Genomic DNA, 20,193 nt, shown 5'->3' with positions numbered 1-20,193 from the left:
GAGCGATGCCAGAATATACCGACCAGCATCTGAAAGATGTGCTGACACGCACCAAAACCATCGCGGTGGTTGGCGTCTCCACGAATTCGGTCCGTCCCAGCTACTACGTGGCGCGGTATCTCGGCCTCAAGGGCTATCGCGTGCTGCCGGTGAACCCGGGCCATGCGGGGAAGTCCCTGTTTGGTCAAACCATTCATGCCAGCCTCAGCGATATTCGCGAGCCGGTCGATATGGTCGACATCTTTCGCCGCTCCGAGGCGGTGCCCGCCATCGTGGAGGAGGCGCTGGAGGTCTGCGAAGGGGTGCAGACGATCTGGATGCAGATCGGCGTAGAGCATGCCGAGGCCGCCGCAAAAGCGGAGGCGCGCGGTGTCACAGTGATCCAGAACCGCTGCCCGAAGATCGAATATCAGCGCCTGTTCGGAGAGCTGCGCATGGGCGGATTTGCCACCGGGATCATTTCGTCAAAGCTTTGACGCTTGCATCTGAGATTTGTCGTCGGGAGTGCTATCCACTGCAGAAGGCGGGGCGCTCCCGCCCGTTTCAGCCGCCCATTGGGCGTCTTTCACAGTTGGGGGTGGCACCGCTACGCGGTGCGGTTCGGTCTTCAGCCCTTGGGCCGGGCGGCCTTCTCGGCAATGCCGCTCAGACCCTGACGATCGGCCAGCACTTGAAGCACATCGTCTAGTGCCACATCACGCGCCGCCAGCATCACCAGAAAGTGATAGAGCACATCCGCGCCTTCGGAGGCGAGCCCGGTCTTGTTGTCCTTCACAGCCTCAATGATGGCTTCAATGGCTTCCTCGCCGAATTTCTCGGCACATTTTTCAGGCCCCTTGTCGAGCAGTTTGGCGGTCCAGCTGCTGTCCGGGTCAGCCCCTTTGCGGGACAGTATGGTGCTCTCAAGATCGTGCAGCAGGGTCATGTCAGCCTCATCGGAATACCAGCAGCGGCCATATGTTGTTTGGCTTCCTGCACAGTGAATTCGCCAAAGTGAAAAATGGAGGCCGCCAGAACCGCGCTGGCACCGCCTTTGGTGACGCCTTCCGCCAGATGATCCAGCGTGCCCACGCCACCGGAGGCGATCACCGGCACATCAACGGCATCGGATATCGCGCGGGTCAGCGGCAGGTTGAAGCCTGATTTGGTGCCGTCGCGGTCCATTGAGGTCAGCAGGATCTCTCCCGCACCTTTGGCCACCACAAGCTGGGCAAATTCAACCGCATCAATGCCGGTTTCGCGGCGACCGCCATGGGTGAAGATTTCCCATTTGCCAGGCGCCACCATTTTGGCGTCAATGGCGCAGACGATGCACTGGCTGCCGAACTGGTCCGCAGCCTCGCGAATGACATCCGGGTTGGCTACCGCTGCGGAATTGAACGAGACCTTATCGGCCCCGGCCAAGAGCAAGGCACGCACATCTTCCCTGGTGCGGACCCCGCCGCCAACGGTGAGCGGCACAAAACACTGTTCCGCAGTGCGCCGCACCATATCGAACATGGTGCCACGGTTTTCATGGGTCGCATGAATGTCGAGAAAGCAGATCTCGTCCGCGCCGGCCGCATCATAGGCTTTGGCCGCTTCAACGGGATCGCCAGCGTCGCGCAGGCCAACGAAGTTCACTCCTTTGACCACGCGGCCATCGGCCACGTCGAGACAGGGGATAATGCGGGTTTTCAGCATGGAGGATCCCTTTGCCGCTGCGGATGGCCCTGTCTTACTGCGCGGGTGGTTGGGATGCAATCGCGGGGCTGTGCCGCGCGATGCGGCGCATGCTGTCCCGGACAATCAGGATATGAAACGGCATCACCAGCGCTAGATAGATCCGCCCCAGAAGGTTATGCCGATGAACCCAGGTGGCCATGTAAATCTGCCCGTCGTGGCGTAAAACGGTGATGCGGAAATCCAGATGACTGTCATCTGCGCCCAAGATCAATTCGCGATTGTCCTCAAAGGTGACGGGAAAGATCGCGCCTTCGCCGGTGTCACTCACCTCGGTTTTCAGTCCTAACGGGCGCACAATCGCGTTGCGCAGGCGCAAAAGCGCGGAGGCCCATCCCGGCATCGACAGGCCAATATCGGCAGCTTCCCGCGGGGACAGCGGGCTTTCGACCGCATAGCCATCGACGAAATCGCCGGGCGAGACCATCTGCCACAAACGGGCACTGTCGGGGAGGCGGGTCTTGCGGACGCGGGGCATGGGCTGAATTCCATTTCTGTCTTCGCACCGGGGAGATCAACGGCACTATTGCGGCGCAATAAACGTAAATTTGCGACAGATGGGAAGCGGGCGCGGTGCCGCAGGGGCCGGGGCGCCGGCCTCGGCGCCATTTCTGACTGAGCTTACTGTGGGCAAATGGTTGGACCCGGCCCTGTGGCACGGGTTTGCCGATGCCAAAAATGTGAATTGTACACAGAGCTGTGCTGGCTTGTTCTTAGCGCATTCCTTCCCAAATTCGGAGCTGCCGTTATGATCAAATCCCTTGCCCTCGCCGGAGCTATTGCTGTTATGTCTGCCTTTCCTGCCGCTGCTGACCTGATCAAAATACCAAGCCAAAAACCCGTGGCTGAGACCATGGATGCGCTGCAGGCCGCGGTTGAGGGGGCAGGCGCCACGGTATTTGCCCGTGTGGATCACGCCGCCGGGGCGCAGAAGGTGGATCTGTCCCTTGGTGACGCGCAGCTGCTGATCTTTGGCAATCCGAAACTGGGCACCCCGGTGATGCAGGCGGATCCGCGCGCGGGGTTGTTCCTGCCCCTGAAAATCCTCGCGTATCAGGACGCGGAGGGGCAGGTCTGGCTGACCTATGAAGATCCGGCTGAGATGCTCTCAGGGTTGGGTGTTCCCGCCGATGCGGAGGCTGTTGCCAAGATGCAGGGCGCGCTTGGCAAGCTGACGAGTGCCGCGGTCAAGTAACGCGGGCGGTTTCAGCACAGGCGGAGGGGGCGCTGCCCCCTCTGGGCCTCCGGCCCATTCACCCCGGGGATATTTCCAGCCAGAAGAGGGGCGATCAGCTCTTGAGGATCTTCAGCGCCTCGGCAAGGTCGATCGCGCCATCATAAAGCGCGCGACCGGAGATGGCGCCATTCAAAGGCGCGCCGCAGGACTTGAGCGCCCGCAGATCGTCCAGCGAAGAAACACCGCCCGAGGCAATCACCGGAATGCTCACGGCATTGGCCAGCGCGGCTGTGGCCTCAACGTTCGGACCTTTCATGGCGCCATCGCGCAGAATATCAGTGTAGATAATCGCGGCCACACCGGCATCCTCAAAAGATTTTGCCAGATCGGTCACCATGACATCGGTCTCTTCGGCCCAGCCCTTGGTGGCGACGCGGCCATTGCGGGCATCAATGCCGACGGCGACCTTGCCGGGGAAGGCGCGCGCCGCTTCGCGGACCAGATCGGGGTTCTCCACCGCGACGGTGCCGAGGATCACCCGCGCCAGACCTTTGTCGATCCAGCGTTCGATGGTGGCCATGTCGCGAATGCCGCCGCCCAGCTGGGCGGGGACCTTGCAGCGCTTCAGGATCTCTTCGACCGGCGCGGCATTGACCGGCTCACCCGCAAAGGCCCCGTTCAGATCCACGAGATGCAGCCAGTCGCAGCCTGCCTCGACAAACTCCAGCGCCTGGGCTGCCGGGTCGTCGTTGAAGACCGTGGTCTTCTCCATATCGCCATGCAACAGGCGAACGGCCTGGCCATCCTTGAGGTCGATTGCGGGGTAGAGGATCATCCGGCCGGTCCTTCATAAAACTAAGCTGGCCTCTTTTGCACAAGGCCGCGCCGGATTGCAACGCGACCCGAGGTCAAGCTTGCCTGAATTGCCCCTTGGCGGCCAGACTGGCTGCAAAAGGGAGGATGACACATGAAAAAACTGGCACTTGGTATCGCCTGTGCATTGGGTCTGGCGGGCATGGCCTCGGCTGATCCGGTGCTGGGTACCTGGAAAACCCAGCCTGATGACGGCTCATATGCGCATGTCACCATGGCGCCCTGCGGTGCCGCCGTCTGTGGCAAGATCAGCCGGACGTTCAATGCCGAGGGCGAGTATAAGTCGCCCAATATCGGCAAAACGCTGGTGATCGATATGGTGGCAAATGGCGATGGCTCTTACGCGGGCAAGGTCTGGCGCCCCTCGAACAACAAGATCTATACCGGCAAGATGAACCTGTCCGGTAAATCGCTGGCCCTGCGCGGCTGCGTGGCGGGTGGATTGATCTGCTCCAAACAGACCTGGAGCCGGGTGAAGTAGGCGCGCCCTTCAAGGTCAGGTGAGTGGATCAGTACCTCAAGGGGGCGGCGGCATCAGGTCGGCGCCCTTTTTTGATGGGTGTGCGGAGACTGGGCCTGGGCCCTAGAACAGTCCCAACTGCACCGGGATCGGCACAAAGCCGCGTTTGATCTGGCGGTCGCGATGCTTCTCGGCAGCGGCCAAGGCGGTTTCCTGGGATGTGTAGTAGCTGCGCCGCTGTTGACCGCCGGCCTCTCCCAATGGGCCGTTGGTCTGTTCGACACACCACTCCCCGAACAGGGTCTGGCTCAGGTTCAGCACGCAATAGCGGTGCTGACCTTCAATATAGTCGAATTTTTCGAGACGGATCTGCACCGGGCGGCGACCTGCAAAAGACTGGGGATATCTGGGTTTGCGGTGTATGCCCGTGTGCGTCTCCGCTGTCCATCCATTCTCGCCCGGATTTCGCATTCCCAAGCTGCGCCCGGTTGCCATCTGGCCACAGCACCCTGCGGCCAGACGCCTCAATGTCATCAGCCTGAGGCCCTTGATCAGACGTCGCCGTCGTATTCGCCGCGCGCGGGGTAGTCATTGGCGATGGCAAAATCCAGCGCCGAGACCAGTTCCGAGAAATGCGGGCGCACGAAAGGCATGGTCTGCACCGATCCGTAGTAAAGCGTCTGCTCAGGTGTCACCATGAACAGGCCGGGTTCGGAAAACAGCGCCGGTTCCTCGATCCCGATTGAGGTCTTCCCGCGCGAGGTGGACAGGTAAAGCCCCCACTGGCACGCGACATTCAGCGGCAGGTCATAGCCGAACCGCAGCGCCTCGGCGCCAATCTTATCGGCCATCGCGCGGGTCCGTTCCTCGCCATCACTGCTGACAGCGATACAGGCCACGCCGCGGCTGGCAAAATCGGCAACCCGCTTCTCCAGTTCGGTCAGGTAGTTGGCACAGATCGGGCAGTGTAATCCGCGGTAAAAGCAGATCACCGTGCCCCGTGTCGCATCCTCTGAGGAGAGGTCAAAGGTGCCGTGGTCCAGTGTCGGCAGGGTCAGATCAGGTGTCTTTTGGCGTGGCATCAGCATGAGCAGGGTCCTTGTCAGCTAGCAGTGTTGGTGACTTGTTTTCCATCTTTCCTCATATTATGATCACGTAAATCCGAAAAATATGATGGAAAATCCGATTTTATGGATCGTTTGACCACATTGATGGATCGCTTCCAGCTCTGCGTGCGCGCTGCAGGGCCGGGGGAGGCGAATCTTGTTGCCCTTGCGGGCCCCGAGCGGGAGCCTGTGCGTATCCGCTACTATACGACTGAGAGTTCACCGATGCGCACCTCTGCTGCGGTGCTGTGGGCGGCGCGGGTGGAGTGGTCTGGACGCCGCAACCCGTTTCTGGCGGCTCTGCCGGCGCAGGTCGATTATGACATCTCCGATGCCCCAGAGGTGCAGGCTCTGGTGCGTGCGATGCGGGGGGAGGCTGAGGCCGGTCGCTGTGGCGCACAATCGGTGATCAATCGGCTGGGCGAAGTGCTGATGGTGCATCTTCTGCGCAATCAGCTTCAGAATGGTGCGACCGAGCCGGGGCTGCTTGCCGGGCTGGCGGATCCACGGCTGAGCCGGGCGATTGTCGCTATGCATGATCATCCAGGCCGCATCTGGAGCAATGCCGATCTGGCCGAAATAGCCGGACTATCCCTGTCGCGTTTTGCCGAAGTTTTCGCTGCGGAGGTAGGAGAAACCCCAATCGGATACCTGCGCCGCTGGCGGCTGATCCTTGCACATCAGGATCTGTCGCGCGGGGATCGGGTTGATGCCGTGGCCCGGCGCTACGCCTACAGCAGCCCCGAAGGTTTCAGTCGTGCCTTCCGCAAAGCCTATGGCGTGGCGCCGCTGTCCTTGCGTATGGCGGCTGCCTGATCGCCTCCGCGCCTGTCATCTTTCCATAAATACTCAAATACAAAAGCCATCTGCGCAGCAGATGGCTTTCAGATGTCATGATATGCCAACCCTTGGGTTATGGCGCCCAGGTCAGGAAATTCCCGATCATCCGCAGGCCAATGTCCTGGCTTTTCTCCGGATGGAACTGCATCCCCACTATGGTCTCCCGGCCAATGACAGCGGTGACATCGCCGCCGTACTCCACATGCGCCAGCCGTTCGGAGGGGTCGGTCACCCGGAAATGATAGGAATGCACGAAATACGTGTGATCGCCGGACGTGATGCCGTCAAAGATCGCGTGGTCATGGTCGATCACCAGATTGTTCCAGCCCATATGCGGCACCTTCAGGGTGCTGTCGCTGGGCGTGATCTTGACCACGTCACCCGCAACCCAGCCAAGGCCGGGGGTGTCGCGGTATTCGTGACCGGTGGTGGCCATCAACTGCATGCCGACACAGATCCCCAGAAAGGGGCGACCGTTCTGTTCGACGGCTTCCACCATGGCCTCATAGATGCCGCGATGGCCGCGCAACTCCTCCGCGCAGGCCGGGAAGGCGCCATCGCCCGGCAGCACCAGCCGATCGGCCTGTGCCACGACATCCGCATCCGAAGTTACCACAACCTCGCCGCCATCCACCTCCCGCGCCATGCGTTGAAAGGCTTTTTCGGCGGAGTGCAGATTCCCGGATTCGTAGTCGATGATTGCGGTCAGCATATTAGAGCGCACCTTTGGTCGACGGGATGGCATCGCCTTTGCGCGGATCGGTTTCTACCGCCGTGCGCAGGGCGCGGGCCACGGCCTTAAACGCCGCTTCGGCGATGTGGTGGCTGTTGAACCCATGCAACTGATCAATGTGCAGGGTGATGCCGCCGTGCGTGCTCAGCGCCTGAAAGAACTCGCGCACCAGTTCGGTGTCGAAAGTGCCGATTTTCTGGGTGGGCAGATCTACATTCCAGATCAGGAACGGGCGCGCCGACAGATCCAGCGCACAGCGCACCTGCGCATCATCCATCGGCAGGTGGCATTCGCCATAGCGGTTGATGCCTTTCTTGTCGCCAAGGGCCGCAACCATAGCCTGACCCAGCGCGATGCCGGTATCCTCGACGGTGTGGTGATCATCAATGTGATAATCCCCCTTGGCGCGGATGGTCATATCGATCAGCGAATGACGCGACAGTTGGTCCAGCATATGGTCGAAAAAGCCGACGCCGGTCTGGTTGTCATAGGCACCGGTGCCGTCGAGGTTGATCTCGACAGTGATCTCGGTTTCGGCGGTCTTGCGGGTGATCTGAGCGCTACGCATGGTCGGCATGTCCTTGATATCCTGCGCCGCTTATAGGGGCAGGGTGGGGGGGCGCTCAAGCCTGCCGCCGCAATTGGCGCAAAACTGTTGCGCCATTCGACCGCGCAGCCCCCACGGGAGGCCGCGCCGGGGATTGCCTCCGCCGCGCCTGCGTGTCAGCTTGGCGGCCAAATACCGCATTCCCAAACAGTTGAGGGGCACCATGTCCACCTGCGTTTTTATCCAGATCCGCTGCAAACCCGGCACCACCTACAAGGTCGCCGAAGAGATTGCTTTGCGAGAAATCCACTCCGAACTGTACTCCACCAGCGGCGACTATGACCTGTTGATGAAGCTCTACATTCCCAGCGATCAGGATGTTGGCAAATATATCAATGATCATCTGCTGGACATCGCCGGGATTGAGCGATCGCTCACCACAATGACCTTCAAGGTGTTCTGATCCGCCACAATCTTCGGGACAGCGGGGGAGCGGCGCGGGTCCATGCCACGCCACCTCCCTTGCCCCGGTTTCCCCGACCTACCGGATACAGTGGTCCCCGGATCCACTGGCGCTCTGTATCCCACAGGTCCCCGACCGTCTGGTTCCCCCCGAAACCATCTGACCGCAGCGCCATGCGGGATCACATAATCAACTGGTGCTGAAATACTGGTTTGGAACACCTTTGGAATAGGCAAAGCCTCGCAGCAATTTACGGTACATTCACGGGGAAAAACCGCAGGATTGTGACATTGCTGATCTCGCGGGTCTTCTGCCGACCCACTGCAACAGACCTGCTGACCACGAAAAAGCGGCGCCATAATCTGACGCCGCTGCCTTGGATCTCACACTGTTAAGTCCCGCGTTTCTTCGCATTAATGCGCCAGGTGACCACCGGTCTTCAGCTCCTCGTAACTGGCGTCAATCGCAGTCTTCAGACGGGTCAGCATCTCGTCAACTTCTTCGCGGGTGATGATCAGCGGCGGGCACAGCGCCACGGCATTGCCAGCCACCGCCCGCAGGATCAGCCCATTGTCCTGACACAACCGCTGCGCGGTTGCCCCCGCGGGACCTTTTTCAAAGCTCGCGCCGGTGGTTTTATTCGACACCAGCTCCAGCGCCGCGATCAATCCCTTGCCGCGCACCTCGCCCACCAGCGGATGATCGGTGAAAATCTCCCGCAGCTGCGCCTGCATGTAGCCGCCCACCTCGGCGGCATGGTCAAACAGGTTGTCGCGCTCGTAAATCTCCAGCGTCTTCAGTGCTGCCGCACAGGCGGCGGGGTGACCGGAATAGGTATAGCCGTGCCCAAACACGCCCACCTCATTGGTCTGATCCACCATCGCCTCATACATCCAGCCCGGAATGACCGAGGCAGAGATCGGGAAATAGGCGGACGACAGCTGCTTGGCGAAGGTCATCAGATCCGGCGTGATGCCCATGGTGGTGCAGCCGAAATCCGCACCGGTGCGACCAAAGCCACAGATCACCTCATCCGCCCAGACCAAGATGCCATATTTGCGCAGCAGTGCCTGCAGCCCCTCATAATACCCCTCCGGCGGCACGATCACGCCCGAGGCACCGGTGATCGGCTCCACGATCATCGCGGCAATCGTGTCGGGATCCTCAGCAAGGATTTGATCCTCAAGGTTTTTCAGGATCCGCTCAACAAACTGCGCTTCGGTCTCATTGCCCTTCCGGGCGGTGTAGTAATGCGGCGAGTCGGCGCGCAGGATATGCAGTGCCTCCAGCGGCGCGTCAAAATGCGCCAGGTTCGCGGGCAGGGAGGTCAGTGAACCTGCGGCCACGGTGACGCCGTGATAGCCACGCTCACGGGTGATGATCTTGCGTTTTTCCGGCTTGCCGATGGCGTTGAAGTAATAGCGCAGCATCTTGTAATGGGTGTCATTGGCATCCGAGCCGGAGTTTCCGAAGAAGATATAGGGATCCTCCACCGGCACCATTGCCGCCAGCTTATCCGCCAGATCCTGGATCGGCTGATGCGTCTTTCCACCAAAGGTATGGGAGAACGGCAGCCTATGGAGTTGCTCGGTGATCGCATCCATCACCTCCGTGTTGCTGTAGCCCAGCGAGGTACACCAGAGACCCGCCAGCCCTTCGATATATTTGCGCCCGTCGCTGTCGAACACATAGATGCCTTCGCCCCGCTCAAGGCAAAGCTGTTCAGTGGCGGTGAAATTGGTGGTGGGATAGATGACCGGGGCCATGGGCTGTTGTCCTTCCTGAGTTGGCGCGCCGCAGTGACGGCGGCTTGTCGGCGATGGGGCTTGAGCCCCTTTGGCCACAGCATTGGCGGGTTTTGAGAGTCGGGTCAAAGGAATTTGATCAAATCTTCGGAGCAATTCCGCACAGGTCGGATGTGGGGCGTCGCAAAAGGCAGAAACGCAAAAGGCCGCTCCGAAGAGCGGCCTTTGCAATCCAAATGGAGCGGGCGAGGCGATTCGAACGCCCGACCCTAACCTTGGCAAGGTTATGCTCTACCCCTGAGCTACGCCCGCGCTGCCATTTGGTGAGGCGGTATTTAGGAAATTGCCGCAGCCCCCGCAAGAGGGAAAATGACCCGCAATGGCAGAAAATAGCAAAAACCACGCGCAGCATAGGCGCTGACAGATTCGCGCTTCGACGCCTGAGCTGATCCGGCGATTATCTTCTAGTGTAATGTTTTTATTGGACAAAGAAAAAGCCGCTCAGATGAGCGGCCTTTCTGTCCTGATGGAGCGGGCGAGGCGATTCGAACGCCCGACCCTAACCTTGGCAAGGTTATGCTCTACCCCTGAGCTACGCCCGCGCTGCCATCCGGTGATGCGGTGAATAGGCAATTGCGCGCAGGGCTGCAATAGGAAAACGGTGGCTTTTTACGCCTTGTCGAAAAAATCTTCGCAGCCCGCGTGGCCGGCGCTCGCCACCAGCCGGGCCTCCGCCAGGGTGGTCAGCTGCGCGGAGATGAATTCGGATCCACTGCAATGAGGCAGGTCGAGCGCGCGGATCAGCTGCGCATCCTTACGCCCCTCAAGGATGACGATGCCATCGCGCGCCAGAAGGTCGCGGGTGCCATGGCCGCCGTCCGAACGGATCCGCCGCATGAAATCCTTCTGCGCCGCCACCGCCTCCACAACGTCCCGCGGAATGGGCTGACGCTGCACCTCCCGGAACAGCGTCGCCATCCGCGCATTACCACTGTCTCCTGCAAAGATGTTCTCCACGGTGACCTCTGGCAGCAGGCGCCAGAAATTAGCCGGGTAAGGCTGATCGGACAGCAGCCAGAGGATATGCTCAAACCCCTGCGCCGAGATCGACCGTTTGGCGTCCTTGTTCTGCCCAGCGGTCAGATAATCGCGCCGCGCCACAATCAGCCCCAGATAACAGTGCGCCCGTGGCTCATCAGCGGCCACCAGAATGCAGGGCTGATCCACCGCTTCGGTCGGGATCATCCAATTGCTGCCCATGGTGTGTTTGATATCCACGTCATGGCCGAGGATTTCGGTGTCCAGCCGCCCCTTCGGCAGCCGCAGCAGCGCGCGCAGCTCAATCTCCACCCGCGTGCCGATATAGGTCTTTTCGGTCTTTTCCAGATCCTCATAGGCGCGCCGCCCAGTTTTGGCAGTCAGGATCACATCGTCAATGCAGTCGCGCAGCATTGCGGGGACGCTGCGGGTCAACTCCATCAGCCCGCCCGCGCGGGTGGTGATGTCCTGCGCCAATGCAGACAGTAGGGCGTAATCGGCGTGACCGGGGCTGACCTGGCTGGGCGGCAGTTTCTGTTTCATCGCGGGACTGGCGCCTTGATGCGGCGGCGCTGTGAGTATTTTGGGAAAGGTGACAGGGCAGGGGTTGCCAGATATGCGGGCCGCGCCATCACGACGCCCCGGTCAGCGCCCGCTGGCGGGGCTGCGCACCACCGTCAGGTTGGGGCGTGCGATGGCCTGACGGATTTGCCGCGCGACCGCCTCCGCCACCGGGGGCGGGAAAGCATTGCCGACCTGGCGATAGGCGTTGGTCTTGGCACCTGTGAAATGCCAGCTGTCAGGAAAGCCCTGAATGCGCGCCACCATCCGCACCGTGAGGCGCGGCATATCGTTGTGGAAGGGGTCTGGCGCCTCATAGGCGATCGTGCGCCCCTCAACGCCCAGGGCTGCCCAGGCGCGCCGCGCCCGTGTCGGACCCAGATCCGGCCCGCCGTGTTTCTTGGAGCCGCCGACAATGGTCGGGGCGATTTCATCGGCCTTGGCGGCCCAGTCGTCCGCCCCGCGCCAGCCGCGTTCCTTCATCAGGTCGAGCAGCGTCTCACCCACGGTGCGCGGATTATGCGGCAGGGGATCGGGCCAGTTGAACTGACCGGAAAATTCCTTGCGCAGGGCAACAATCGCTACCCGTGGGCGCAGCTGCGGTACGCCGTAGTCGGAGGCATTCAGGAGCCGCCAGTCGGTCTCATAGCCAAGCTTGGCGAGCTGCTTCTTCAGCTTCTCGCGGTAATCATGGAAGACCGCATCAAGAAAGCCGCGCACGTTTTCGATCATCACCGCACGGGGGCGGGTGGCGGCAACAATTTCGATGGCGTCATCAAAGAGATTGCGCTCGTCTTTCTCACCGAGCTGTTTGCCAGCGACGGAAAATGGTGGGCAGGGCAGTCCGCCAGCCAGCAGATCAATACCGCGATAGGCGTCGGCGTCCTCCTTGAAAGCGCGGACATCTTCCTCAAGCACGTTCCACTGGGGGCGATTGTGGCGCAGGGTGGCGCAGCAGTGTTTGTCGATTTCAACCAGCGCGGTGTGGTCAAATCCGGCCTTCTCAAGCCCGAGCGCCTGACCGCCTGCCCCTGCGCAGAGTTCTACCGATGTGAGCATGCTGCCGTATTACCTGTTCTCGTGCTGCTGTTGCAGCTGTTCCTGCTCTGTTCTTAGGCGCTGAAGTGATTCCGCGCAAGCCAGAGGCTACGCCGGATTTCAGAAACACAAAAGGCCACCGTTGCGTCTGCAAGCGGTGGCCTTTTTGCTGTCCAAATGGAGCGGGCGAGGCGATTCGAACGCCCGACCCTAACCTTGGCAAGGTTATGCTCTACCCCTGAGCTACGCCCGCGCTGCCATTCGGTGAGGGGGATTTAGTCATTCACTGGCGGGGCTGCAAGCGAAAAACGCAAAGCGGTCGGCAAAAAATGACCGTCACGGCGATTTGAGCGACGGAACCCGCTGGTTGCTGCGTTTTACCTCTATGATGACACCATGAGCCTGGTCGAAATTATACTGAGCACAGTGCACCAATGAGCCAGGCCAACCCGCAGAAAGATCTGCGAAACCAAAGAGGGAGCCGCTTGATGACACTGCTAAGCACACCGCTGCGCGACCGGCTGGGCACATCCTTGGACGACCGCCTGGACGCCTTGCGTATTTTTGGTCTGACCGTTGCCATTGGTCTGGCAATTGGCGTCAAACTCACCGCCGGTGGACAGGCCGCGGGTCTTCATTCCGCCGAGGCCCCGGTGATGCTGCCGCCAGCGATTGAGACACAGGCGCTGATCTGACCGCCGCGCATCTGGCAGCACGTTCCATCTGACGAAAAAGGCGCCCCCGATCTGCAGGGACGCCTTCAGATTATATTAGTGGTGCCTGCCATCCGTGACAGGCTTTGGACAGGATCACTCCAGCTCGATCAGCAGGTCCTTGGCGTCGATCTGACCACCCGGTTGGACATGCACGGCTTTCACCACCGCATCACGTTCGGCGTGGATGCCGGTCTCCATCTTCATCGCCTCAATGGTCAGGAGCATGTCGCCCTCATGCACCGGCTGACCAACCTGCACCGCAACGGAGGCCACAACACCCGGCATCGGCGCGCCGATGTGGTTGGGGTTGCCCTGCTCGGCCTTCGGGTTGGCTTGGGTGGTGGCTTTGACCAGACGGTTCGGGACGCGAATGACGCGGGGCTGACCGTTCAGTTCAAAGAAGACTTTGACCTCACCCTTGTCGTCGGTGTCGCCAATCGCCTGCAGCCGGATTTCCAGCGTCTTGCCGGGATCGATTTCGGCAGTGATTTCTTCGCCGGGTTCCATCCCGTAGAAGAAGGTGCGGGTGGGCAGGCTGCGCACCGGACCATACTGACGATGGCGACCCATGTAGTCGAGGAACACCTTGGGATACATCAGGTAGCCGTTCAGATCCTCATCATCGACCTCTTTGCCTTCCAGCTCTTTGGAGACTTCGGCGCGGGTCGCTTCCAGATCCACAGGCGCCAGATGGGCGCCGGGGCGTTCCAGATTGGGGGCATCGCCTTTCAGCACCTTGGAGACGATCCCTTCAGGGAAGCCACCCGGCGGCTGGCCCAGATTGCCGCGCATCATGTCCACCACCGAGTCGGGGAAGGCCACATCACTCTTCGGGTCCTCGACATCATCGCGGGTCAGGCCTTGGGAGACCATCATCAGCGCCATGTCGCCAACCACCTTGGACGATGGCGTCACCTTCACAATGTCGCCAAACATCTGGTTCACATCGGCATAGGTCTGCGCCACATCCGACCATTTCTCTTCCAGACCCAGCGACCGGGCCTGTGCTTTCAGGTTGGTGAACTGACCACCGGGCATCTCGTGCAGGTAAACCTCGGATGCAGGCGCGGCGAGCCCGCTCTCGAAGGCCACGTAGTGCGCCCGCACCTGCTCCCAGTAACCGGAGATCTCGCGCACCGCGGCGATGTCGATGCCGGTGTCGCGGTCGGTGTTGCGCAGCGATTCGACGATGGAGCCGAGGCAAGGCTGCGAGGTGCCACCACTGAAGGCATCCATCGCCGCATCCACAGCATCCACGCCGGCATCCGCTGCCGCCAGAATGGTGGCGCCAGCCACACCAGAGGTATCATGGGTGTGGAAGTGGACCGGGAGGCCGACCTCTTCCTTCAGCGCCTTGACCAACTGGCGGGCGGCGGCAGGCTTCAACAGGCCAGCCATATCTTTGAGGCCGAGGATATGCGCGCCTGCGGCTTCCAGCTCCTTAGCCATGCCGACATAATACTTGAGGTCGTATTTGGCCCGGCTCGGATCAAGGATGTCACCGGTGTAGCAGATGGTGCCTTCGCAGATCTTGCCGCTCTCGACGACGGCGTCCATCGCAACGCGCATGTTTTCAACCCAGTTCAGGCTGTCGAACACGCGGAACACATCAACGCCCGTGGCGGCCTGTTTCACAAAGCTCTGCACCACATTGTCGGGGTAGTTGGTATAGCCAACCCCGTTGGAGGCGCGCAGCAGCATCTGGGTCATCAGGTTCGGCATCCGCTCGCGCAGATCACGCAGGCGCTGCCAAGGGCATTCTTGCAAGAAGCGGTAGGCCACGTCGAATGTCGCACCGCCCCAGCACTCGACCGAGAACAGCTGGCTGAGGTTCTGCGCATAGGCCGGGGCCACTTTGATCATGTCATGGCTGCGCATCCGGGTGGCCAGCAGCGACTGGTGACCATCGCGCATGGTGGTATCGGTCAGCAACAGCTGGCGCTGCGCCTTCATCCAGTCGGCAACCGCCTGCGCGCCCTTTTGTTCCAGCAGGTTCCGGGTGCCATAGGGCTGCGTTGCGGCATCCGCTTTCGGCGCGCGCGGTTCTTTCAGATCTGCATGTGGTTCCGGGCGGCCTTCGGTCTCCGGGTGACCATTGACCGAAATATCGGCGATATAGGTCAGCACCTTGGTGCCGCGGTCGCGGCGCTTGGCAAATTGGAACAGCTCCGGCGTCTCGTCGATGAATTTGGTGGTATATTCATTCGACAGGAAGGTCGGGTGTTTCAGCAGGTTCTCGACAAAGGCGATATTGGTGCTGACACCGCGCACCCGGAATTCGCGCAGGGCGCGGTCCATCCGCGCAATCGCCTTTTCCGGGGTGGGGGCCTTGGCTGTCACCTTGGTCAGCAGCGAATCGTAGTATCGCGTGATCACCCCGCCTGCATAGGCCGTGCCACCATCCAGACGGATCCCCATGCCGGTGGCCGAGCGATAGGCGGTGATGCGGCCATAGTCGGGAATGAAGTTGTTCAGGGGGTCCTCAGTGGTCACCCGTGTCTGCAAGGCATGGCCATTGAGGCGGATTTCATCCTGTGACGCCTTGCCGGTGGCCTCGGCAATGGTCTTGCCCTCGGCGATCAGGATTTGCGCCTGCACGATGTCGATACCGGTGACTTCCTCGGTGACGGTATGTTCCACCTGAACGCGCGGGTTCACCTCGATGAAGTAGAATTTGCCGTCGTTCATATCCATCAGGAATTCGACGGTGCCTGCGCATTCATAGTTCACATGCTGGCAGATCTTGCGGCCCAGATCGCAGATCTCGGTGCGCTGCTCCTCTGTCAGATAGGGGGCAGGCGCGCGTTCGACCACTTTCTGATTGCGGCGCTGGACGGAGCAGTCCCGCTCATAGAGATGGTAGATCTCGCCGTGCTTGTCGCCAAGGATCTGAACCTCAACGTGCCGGGCGCGGGTGATCATCTTCTCCAGATACCCCTCGCCATTGCCAAAGGCGGCTTCCGCTTCGCGGCGGCCTTCCAGTACTTTTTCTTCCAGCTCATCTTCGCTGTGGATCGGGCGCATGCCGCGACCGCCGCCACCCCAGGAGGCTTTCAGCATCAGCGGGTAACCCACGTCTGCGGCTTCCTTGCGGATCGCGTCCATATCATTGCCCAGCACCTCGGTTGCCGGGATCACGGGCACATCGGCCTCAATGGCGACGCGGCGGGCGCTTGCCTTGTCGCCAAGGGCGCGCATGGTTTCCGCCTTTGGACCGATGAAGGTGATGCCATTGCGCGCGCAGGCATCCACGAAGTCCGGGTTCTCGGACAACAGGCCGTATCCGGGGTGAATCGCATCGGCGCCGCATTCCTTCGCGACACGAATGATTTCATCAATCGACAGATAGGCGGCGACTGGCCCCATCCCTTCGCCGATCCGATAGGCTTCATCCGCCTTGAACCGGTGCAGGCCCAGCTTGTCCTCCTCGGCATAGACGGCCACCGTCTTCTTGCCCATCTCATTGGCTGCCCGCATGACGCGGATGGCGATCTCGCCGCGGTTGGCGATCAGGATTTTCTTGAAGTCGGTCATGGCTTCCTCGGGGTCGTGCAGTTTGGCGAAGTGATAAGCGCAAATTAGGGTCCGGTATAGACGTAGTTCTGGGTATGGCCAGCGTGATAGCGCTGACCTGAGGCCAGAAACCGGCAAAAATTGCGATTACGGCGGTGTATTTATGTCCGTATCGGTCCTATTTGTCGCGAATGGCGGGTTAAGGGGCGGAAGGGTCAACGGTTGCGGCAAGTTGGTCAAATCGGGGATCCCGAGTTGGCCCATGTTTGCCTCCAGGTCCTTACGCAGTATGTCGATCAGATGCGCCGGTCCCCGTGGTCCAAGCGCGGCGAGCGCAAAATGGAAGGCGCGGCCTAGCATCACGAAGTCAGCTCCCAATGCCAGCGCCCGCAGGATATCCAGCCCGCCCTCGATTCCGCTGTCGAAAATCAGCGGCAGGCGGGTGGCGGCGCGAATGCCGGGCAAGGTCTCAATCGTTGACAGGGCCGCATCAAACTGCCGCCCGGCGTGATTGGATACCCAGAGCGCATCTACGCCAAGGGCCTCCAGTGGCGCAGCATCTTCGGCGCGCATAACGCCCTTGATGATCAACGGGCCATCCCAATGGTCCCGCAACCATTTCACATAGTCCCAGTCGGGCGAGGTGCGCAGCAGGTAGCCGACATGGGCGGTCGACGACAGGCTGTCGGTCTGGCCAGCGGTGTATTTGTCCAATGTCCGCATATGCGGCAGGCCACGCTGCGCCATGCCCATGGCCCAGGTCGGTCGCATGGCCACCTGTGCCAGCAGCCGGGGGGTGAGCCGCGGCGGCTGCGTCAGCCCGGAGCGGGTCTGCCGTTCCCGCCGGGAGGCGACGGGCACATCCACGGTCAGTACCAGCCCGGCAAAGCCGGCGGCCTTGGCGCGCGCCAGCAGATCGTGGCGGATGTCAGGGTCCTTCGGCGGGTAGAGCTGGAACCACGGCGCGGCCCCCAGATCACCGGCCAGATCTTCGGGCGACTGGCTGGCCACGGTGGAGAGACAATAAGGGATGTCATGTGCCGCAGCGCAGCGTGCGAGCTGGCGTTCTGCGTCCGGCCAGATCAGCCCCGACATGCCAACCGGTGCCACACCAAAGGGCAGCGGCCGGTCAATGCCCAGAAAGCGACGGCTCAGATCCGGCGTCTGCGGACCATGCAGAATGGACGGCGCAAAGCCCACGGAATCCAGCGCAGCACGGTTGCGGGCCTTGGTGATCTCCCGTCCCGTGCCGCTGTCCAGATACTCCCAAACAAAACGCGGCAGGCGCCGCCGGGCGCGCTGGCGAAGGTCACTGAGAGCGGGATAACGCTGATGCAAATCCATGCTGCGCATTTGTTGCTGCCTTGCAGCAAAAGTCTAGTGCGGAGTGTAGGTTTGAAACAATTTTGTAACTATTCGTGCTGGACCTGTTCCGTCTGGTTCCCCTGCACGCGGCTGCGCGAGGCCACGCGACAGTGCAATCCACCGGGTTCGTCGGCACCTCTATTCCGGCATTCTTACATGATACTGGTTGCATGTAGCTAGGTGCCGGAGCGGGGCGGTGGGCATGCTGACATGTGTACTTGCGGAGGGCAGGTGGGCCTGTGCAAGGAGGCCATCTGGGTATCGCAGGCCGCCCCCTTTGCTTCGGCGACCTCCCGTCCACCGCGGATTTTTGCCCGCTGCCAAAATATCCCTCTATGGCGGCGTTCGTGTCCGAGGCGCAGGACGTGGACATGACCGCCGCGAATATCGGGCGGTAGGGACTGGGTTGCGGCTCAGGCGACGGGATGGCCTGCATTCTGAGCCACGCGCAGCCGCCTCATTCGGCGGCGATCGGACCGTCGGGCTTGTGGAGTGTAGATGGGCCCTTCTGCGCGCCCGGATCGCGGGGGGCCTGTTCGGCTGACGAGGCGACACAGACCTGATTGCGGCCTTTTGCTTTTGCATCGTACAATGCCTCATCCGATGCCCGAAGCAGATCCTGTGGCATGGTGCCGTGACGCGGGTAGTGCGCCACCCCAAGTGAGATCGAAATCCCCGGCAGTGCCTTTTCCCCGTAGCGCACCACGATAGCCTCCACCGCCTGGCGCAGCAGCTCAGCCTTGGTCATGACATCTTCCTGGCTGGCCCCGGGCAGAATCAGGGTGAATTCCTCGCCACCGGGGCGGCAGGCAACCTCGTCGCCGTCGCAGGCCTGTTCCAGCACCGAGCCGACGGCGCGCAACACCATATCCCCGGCATCATGACCATGGTTGTCATTGAATTTCTTGAAGTGATCCACATCAACCGCAATGATGCTGAGCGGGGTCCCGGACTTCTGACTATTGCCGATGCTCTTTCGCAGGGTCTCGGTCATATGGCGACGATTGAACAGGCCAGTCAGCGGGTCACGCACAGACTGATCATGCAACTGGTCGCGCATCCGCACATTGGCGATCGCCATTGAGATTTGCTCCGCACACATCTGGGCCAGTTTCTTGCTTTGGGTAAACTCTTCAGTGGCGTCGCTCAGCGCACGCAGATGCATCAGGCCGACGGTTTCGCCATGGGCCAAAATCGGGAAGCAGTAGTAGGCGCGACCGTCATGCGGCTCTGCATGTTCGCAGACAAAATCAATCTCCGAAGAGCCGAATTCATAGGTGCGGCCCCGGCGCAGCCCCCAGCATTCTTCCGGGTGGATGTGATCCCTATGAGTGCCGCCATTCCAACTGGCACAACCGTCCAGCACATCGCGAGAGTTCGAGTAGACATAGACGCTGCCCTCGGCCGTCGGTAAAATATGTGTCATGAAGCGGGCGACCATGTCGAACAGCTCATCCAGCGAGCGGCTGGATTGCAGCCATTCGTTCAGCTCTCCCAGCAACTGGACCTCCCGGGCGAGCCGCAGTTGCTCATCCAGGATCTCACGTTCAGTTTCGTTACGTTGGCGCAGCTGGTTCATGCGGAACCGGTTTGTTTTGAACACGACATAGACCGCAATCGTCATGGCCAGCAGCGCGATGGAGGTCAGGACCAATAGTGACAGTTGCACCCGGTTGATAAAGGTATCCCGCAACTCTGTGATATCCGTGTAGAAATCAATCGCCCCGTCAAAATGTCCATTGTGGATGAGGGGGACGTAAACTTGTGCGACTTCGCGGGTGACGTCGCTGTCATATGTGCCCGTTTGCAGGGTCAGGCCATCCACATCATAGGCGGGCAGCGTCTCATGCATGTAATAAGTTTCACCTTTGGCAACATGCGTGGTGAAAAATACATTTGCTTCAAACTCGCCGATCTCATCGCTTCGCGAGGACCAGAAGATCTCCCCCGATGCGGTCAGCAGGCGATATCGGTAGACGTCGGTTTCTTCTGTGAAAAGAGACAGCATATGCGCGTCATGGGGTTGAATGACGCCCTCCTCGAATGATTCTCCCGGTTCCTGCATATGCAGAACGATACGGCGCTGCCAGAGCTCTGCCTGCTTGCGCACGTCTGCCTCAAGCATGTGATCCACGATTGGAGCGGGCACCGAGAATACCGCCCAGACCGAGGCCGCCGCGGCTACAAACAGCACGAAGAGGAGGGACATGCTGCGAATTTTTTCAGCGACGCTGGTTTTGAGATCGGATTTCATAATGCCGTAACCATCAAATTAATAATGCCTGTGATGTGCCAG

General features: G+C 60.8%; 20 protein-coding genes and 3 tRNA genes. 6 read left to right on the top strand and 17 right to left on the bottom strand.

The window, feature by feature from the left end:
- Nucleotides 1-5 precede the first annotated feature (5 nt).
- Nucleotides 6-476, top strand: coding sequence for a CoA-binding protein (locus tag GAL_RS12560; protein WP_024097948.1), 471 nt, complete (start codon nt 6-8; stop codon nt 474-476).
- 131 nt (nt 477-607) lie between these two features.
- Here GAL_RS12560 and GAL_RS12555 read toward each other — a convergent pair whose 3' ends face one another.
- The 3 genes from GAL_RS12555 to GAL_RS12545 are packed head-to-tail and all read right to left on the bottom strand — an operon-like array spanning nt 608 to nt 2,200.
- Nucleotides 608-925, bottom strand: coding sequence for a phosphoribosyl-ATP diphosphatase (locus GAL_RS12555; RefSeq protein WP_024097947.1), 318 nt, complete (start codon nt 923-925; stop codon nt 608-610).
- Nucleotides 922-1,683: an imidazole glycerol phosphate synthase subunit HisF gene (gene hisF, locus GAL_RS12550; protein ID WP_024097946.1), complete on the bottom strand. Its 762-nt coding sequence runs from the start codon at nt 1,681-1,683 to the stop codon at nt 922-924. Before hisF ends, GAL_RS12555 begins: the two co-directional genes overlap by 4 nt.
- A 34-nt stretch (nt 1,684-1,717) precedes the next feature.
- A complete protein-coding gene (locus tag GAL_RS12545) occupies nt 1,718-2,200 on the bottom strand; it encodes a DUF2867 domain-containing protein (RefSeq protein ID WP_024097945.1) in 483 nt (160 codons plus the stop codon).
- Nucleotides 2,201-2,470: 270 nt separating this feature from the next.
- Here GAL_RS12545 and GAL_RS12540 point away from each other — a divergent pair, with 270 nt between their 5' ends.
- Entirely contained in the window at nt 2,471-2,917 is a 447-nt protein-coding gene (locus tag GAL_RS12540; RefSeq protein ID WP_024097944.1) for a DUF302 domain-containing protein, read from the top strand.
- Between the two features lie 94 nt (nt 2,918-3,011).
- On the opposite strand, the gene hisA is transcribed toward GAL_RS12540, so the two are convergent.
- Complete coding sequence (gene hisA / locus GAL_RS12535) at nt 3,012-3,734, bottom strand: 1-(5-phosphoribosyl)-5-[(5-phosphoribosylamino)methylideneamino]imidazole-4-carboxamide isomerase (RefSeq protein WP_024097943.1); 723 nt, start codon at nt 3,732-3,734, stop codon at nt 3,012-3,014.
- Nucleotides 3,735-3,866: 132 nt separating this feature from the next.
- Between hisA and GAL_RS12530 the strand changes: the two genes are divergently transcribed.
- Nucleotides 3,867-4,253 (top strand): DUF2147 domain-containing protein, encoded by a 387-nt coding sequence (locus tag GAL_RS12530; protein ID WP_014874050.1) that lies wholly within the window; start codon nt 3,867-3,869, stop codon nt 4,251-4,253.
- 102 nt (nt 4,254-4,355) lie between these two features.
- Here the strand turns inward: GAL_RS12530 and GAL_RS22805 are convergent, their stop codons facing one another.
- Nucleotides 4,356-4,766 carry a WGR domain-containing protein gene (locus tag GAL_RS22805; protein WP_244462759.1) on the bottom strand — a complete coding sequence of 137 codons (411 nt, stop codon included), beginning with the start codon at nt 4,764-4,766 and terminating at the stop codon, nt 4,356-4,358.
- 17 nt (nt 4,767-4,783) lie between these two features.
- Nucleotides 4,784-5,320, bottom strand: a complete 537-nt coding sequence (locus GAL_RS12520) for a peroxiredoxin-like family protein (RefSeq protein WP_024097942.1) — start codon at nt 5,318-5,320, stop codon at nt 4,784-4,786.
- Nucleotides 5,321-5,422: 102 nt separating this feature from the next.
- Here GAL_RS12520 and GAL_RS12515 point away from each other — a divergent pair, with 102 nt between their 5' ends.
- Entirely contained in the window at nt 5,423-6,154 is a 732-nt protein-coding gene (locus GAL_RS12515; protein WP_024097941.1) for an AraC family transcriptional regulator, read from the top strand.
- Between the two features lie 97 nt (nt 6,155-6,251).
- On the opposite strand, the gene hisH is transcribed toward GAL_RS12515, so the two are convergent.
- Nucleotides 6,252-6,890: an imidazole glycerol phosphate synthase subunit HisH gene (gene hisH / locus GAL_RS12510; RefSeq protein WP_024097940.1), complete on the bottom strand. Its 639-nt coding sequence runs from the start codon at nt 6,888-6,890 to the stop codon at nt 6,252-6,254.
- 1 nt (nt 6,891) lies between these two features.
- Nucleotides 6,892-7,479, bottom strand: coding sequence for an imidazoleglycerol-phosphate dehydratase HisB (hisB, locus tag GAL_RS12505; RefSeq protein ID WP_024097939.1), 588 nt, complete (start codon nt 7,477-7,479; stop codon nt 6,892-6,894).
- A gap of 202 nt (nt 7,480-7,681) precedes the next feature.
- On the opposite strand from hisB, the gene GAL_RS12500 reads away from it, so the two are divergent.
- Complete coding sequence (locus GAL_RS12500) at nt 7,682-7,921, top strand: Lrp/AsnC family transcriptional regulator (protein WP_024097938.1); 240 nt, start codon at nt 7,682-7,684, stop codon at nt 7,919-7,921.
- 413 nt (nt 7,922-8,334) lie between these two features.
- Here the strand turns inward: GAL_RS12500 and GAL_RS12495 are convergent, their stop codons facing one another.
- The 6 genes from GAL_RS12495 to GAL_RS12470 all read right to left on the bottom strand — a co-directional run bounded on the left by GAL_RS12495 (nt 8,335) and on the right by GAL_RS12470 (nt 12,556).
- Nucleotides 8,335-9,687 carry an aminotransferase gene (locus GAL_RS12495; protein WP_024097937.1) on the bottom strand — a complete coding sequence of 451 codons (1,353 nt, stop codon included), beginning with the start codon at nt 9,685-9,687 and terminating at the stop codon, nt 8,335-8,337.
- Between the two features lie 216 nt (nt 9,688-9,903).
- Nucleotides 9,904-9,978 (bottom strand) — tRNA-Gly (locus tag GAL_RS12490).
- A gap of 215 nt (nt 9,979-10,193) precedes the next feature.
- Nucleotides 10,194-10,268, bottom strand: a tRNA-Gly gene (locus tag GAL_RS12485).
- A gap of 67 nt (nt 10,269-10,335) precedes the next feature.
- Nucleotides 10,336-11,247, bottom strand: a complete 912-nt coding sequence (locus GAL_RS12480; protein ID WP_024097936.1) for a NaeI family type II restriction endonuclease — start codon at nt 11,245-11,247, stop codon at nt 10,336-10,338.
- 102 nt (nt 11,248-11,349) lie between these two features.
- Nucleotides 11,350-12,324, bottom strand: a complete 975-nt coding sequence (locus GAL_RS12475; protein ID WP_024097935.1) for a DNA cytosine methyltransferase — start codon at nt 12,322-12,324, stop codon at nt 11,350-11,352.
- Between the two features lie 157 nt (nt 12,325-12,481).
- Nucleotides 12,482-12,556 (bottom strand) — tRNA-Gly (locus tag GAL_RS12470).
- A gap of 235 nt (nt 12,557-12,791) precedes the next feature.
- On the opposite strand from GAL_RS12470, the gene GAL_RS12465 reads away from it, so the two are divergent.
- Complete coding sequence (locus tag GAL_RS12465; RefSeq protein ID WP_024097934.1) at nt 12,792-12,998, top strand: hypothetical protein; 207 nt, start codon at nt 12,792-12,794, stop codon at nt 12,996-12,998.
- Nucleotides 12,999-13,112: 114 nt separating this feature from the next.
- Here GAL_RS12465 and GAL_RS12460 read toward each other — a convergent pair whose 3' ends face one another.
- From GAL_RS12460 to GAL_RS12450, 3 genes are all read right to left on the bottom strand, one after another.
- A complete protein-coding gene (locus GAL_RS12460) occupies nt 13,113-16,553 on the bottom strand; it encodes a pyruvate carboxylase (RefSeq protein ID WP_024097933.1) in 3,441 nt (1,146 codons plus the stop codon).
- Nucleotides 16,554-16,679: 126 nt separating this feature from the next.
- Nucleotides 16,680-17,885 carry an alpha-hydroxy acid oxidase gene (locus tag GAL_RS12455; RefSeq protein WP_024097932.1) on the bottom strand — a complete coding sequence of 402 codons (1,206 nt, stop codon included), beginning with the start codon at nt 17,883-17,885 and terminating at the stop codon, nt 16,680-16,682.
- Nucleotides 17,886-18,354: 469 nt separating this feature from the next.
- Nucleotides 18,355-20,151 carry a sensor domain-containing diguanylate cyclase gene (locus tag GAL_RS12450; RefSeq protein ID WP_024097931.1) on the bottom strand — a complete coding sequence of 599 codons (1,797 nt, stop codon included), beginning with the start codon at nt 20,149-20,151 and terminating at the stop codon, nt 18,355-18,357.
- Between the last annotated feature and the right edge of the window lie 42 nt (nt 20,152-20,193).

The sequence above is a fragment of the Phaeobacter gallaeciensis DSM 26640 genome (assembly GCF_000511385.1).
GTDB lineage: Bacteria > Pseudomonadota > Alphaproteobacteria > Rhodobacterales > Rhodobacteraceae > Phaeobacter > Phaeobacter gallaeciensis.
This window is presented reverse-complemented; position numbering and strand designations above follow the sequence as displayed.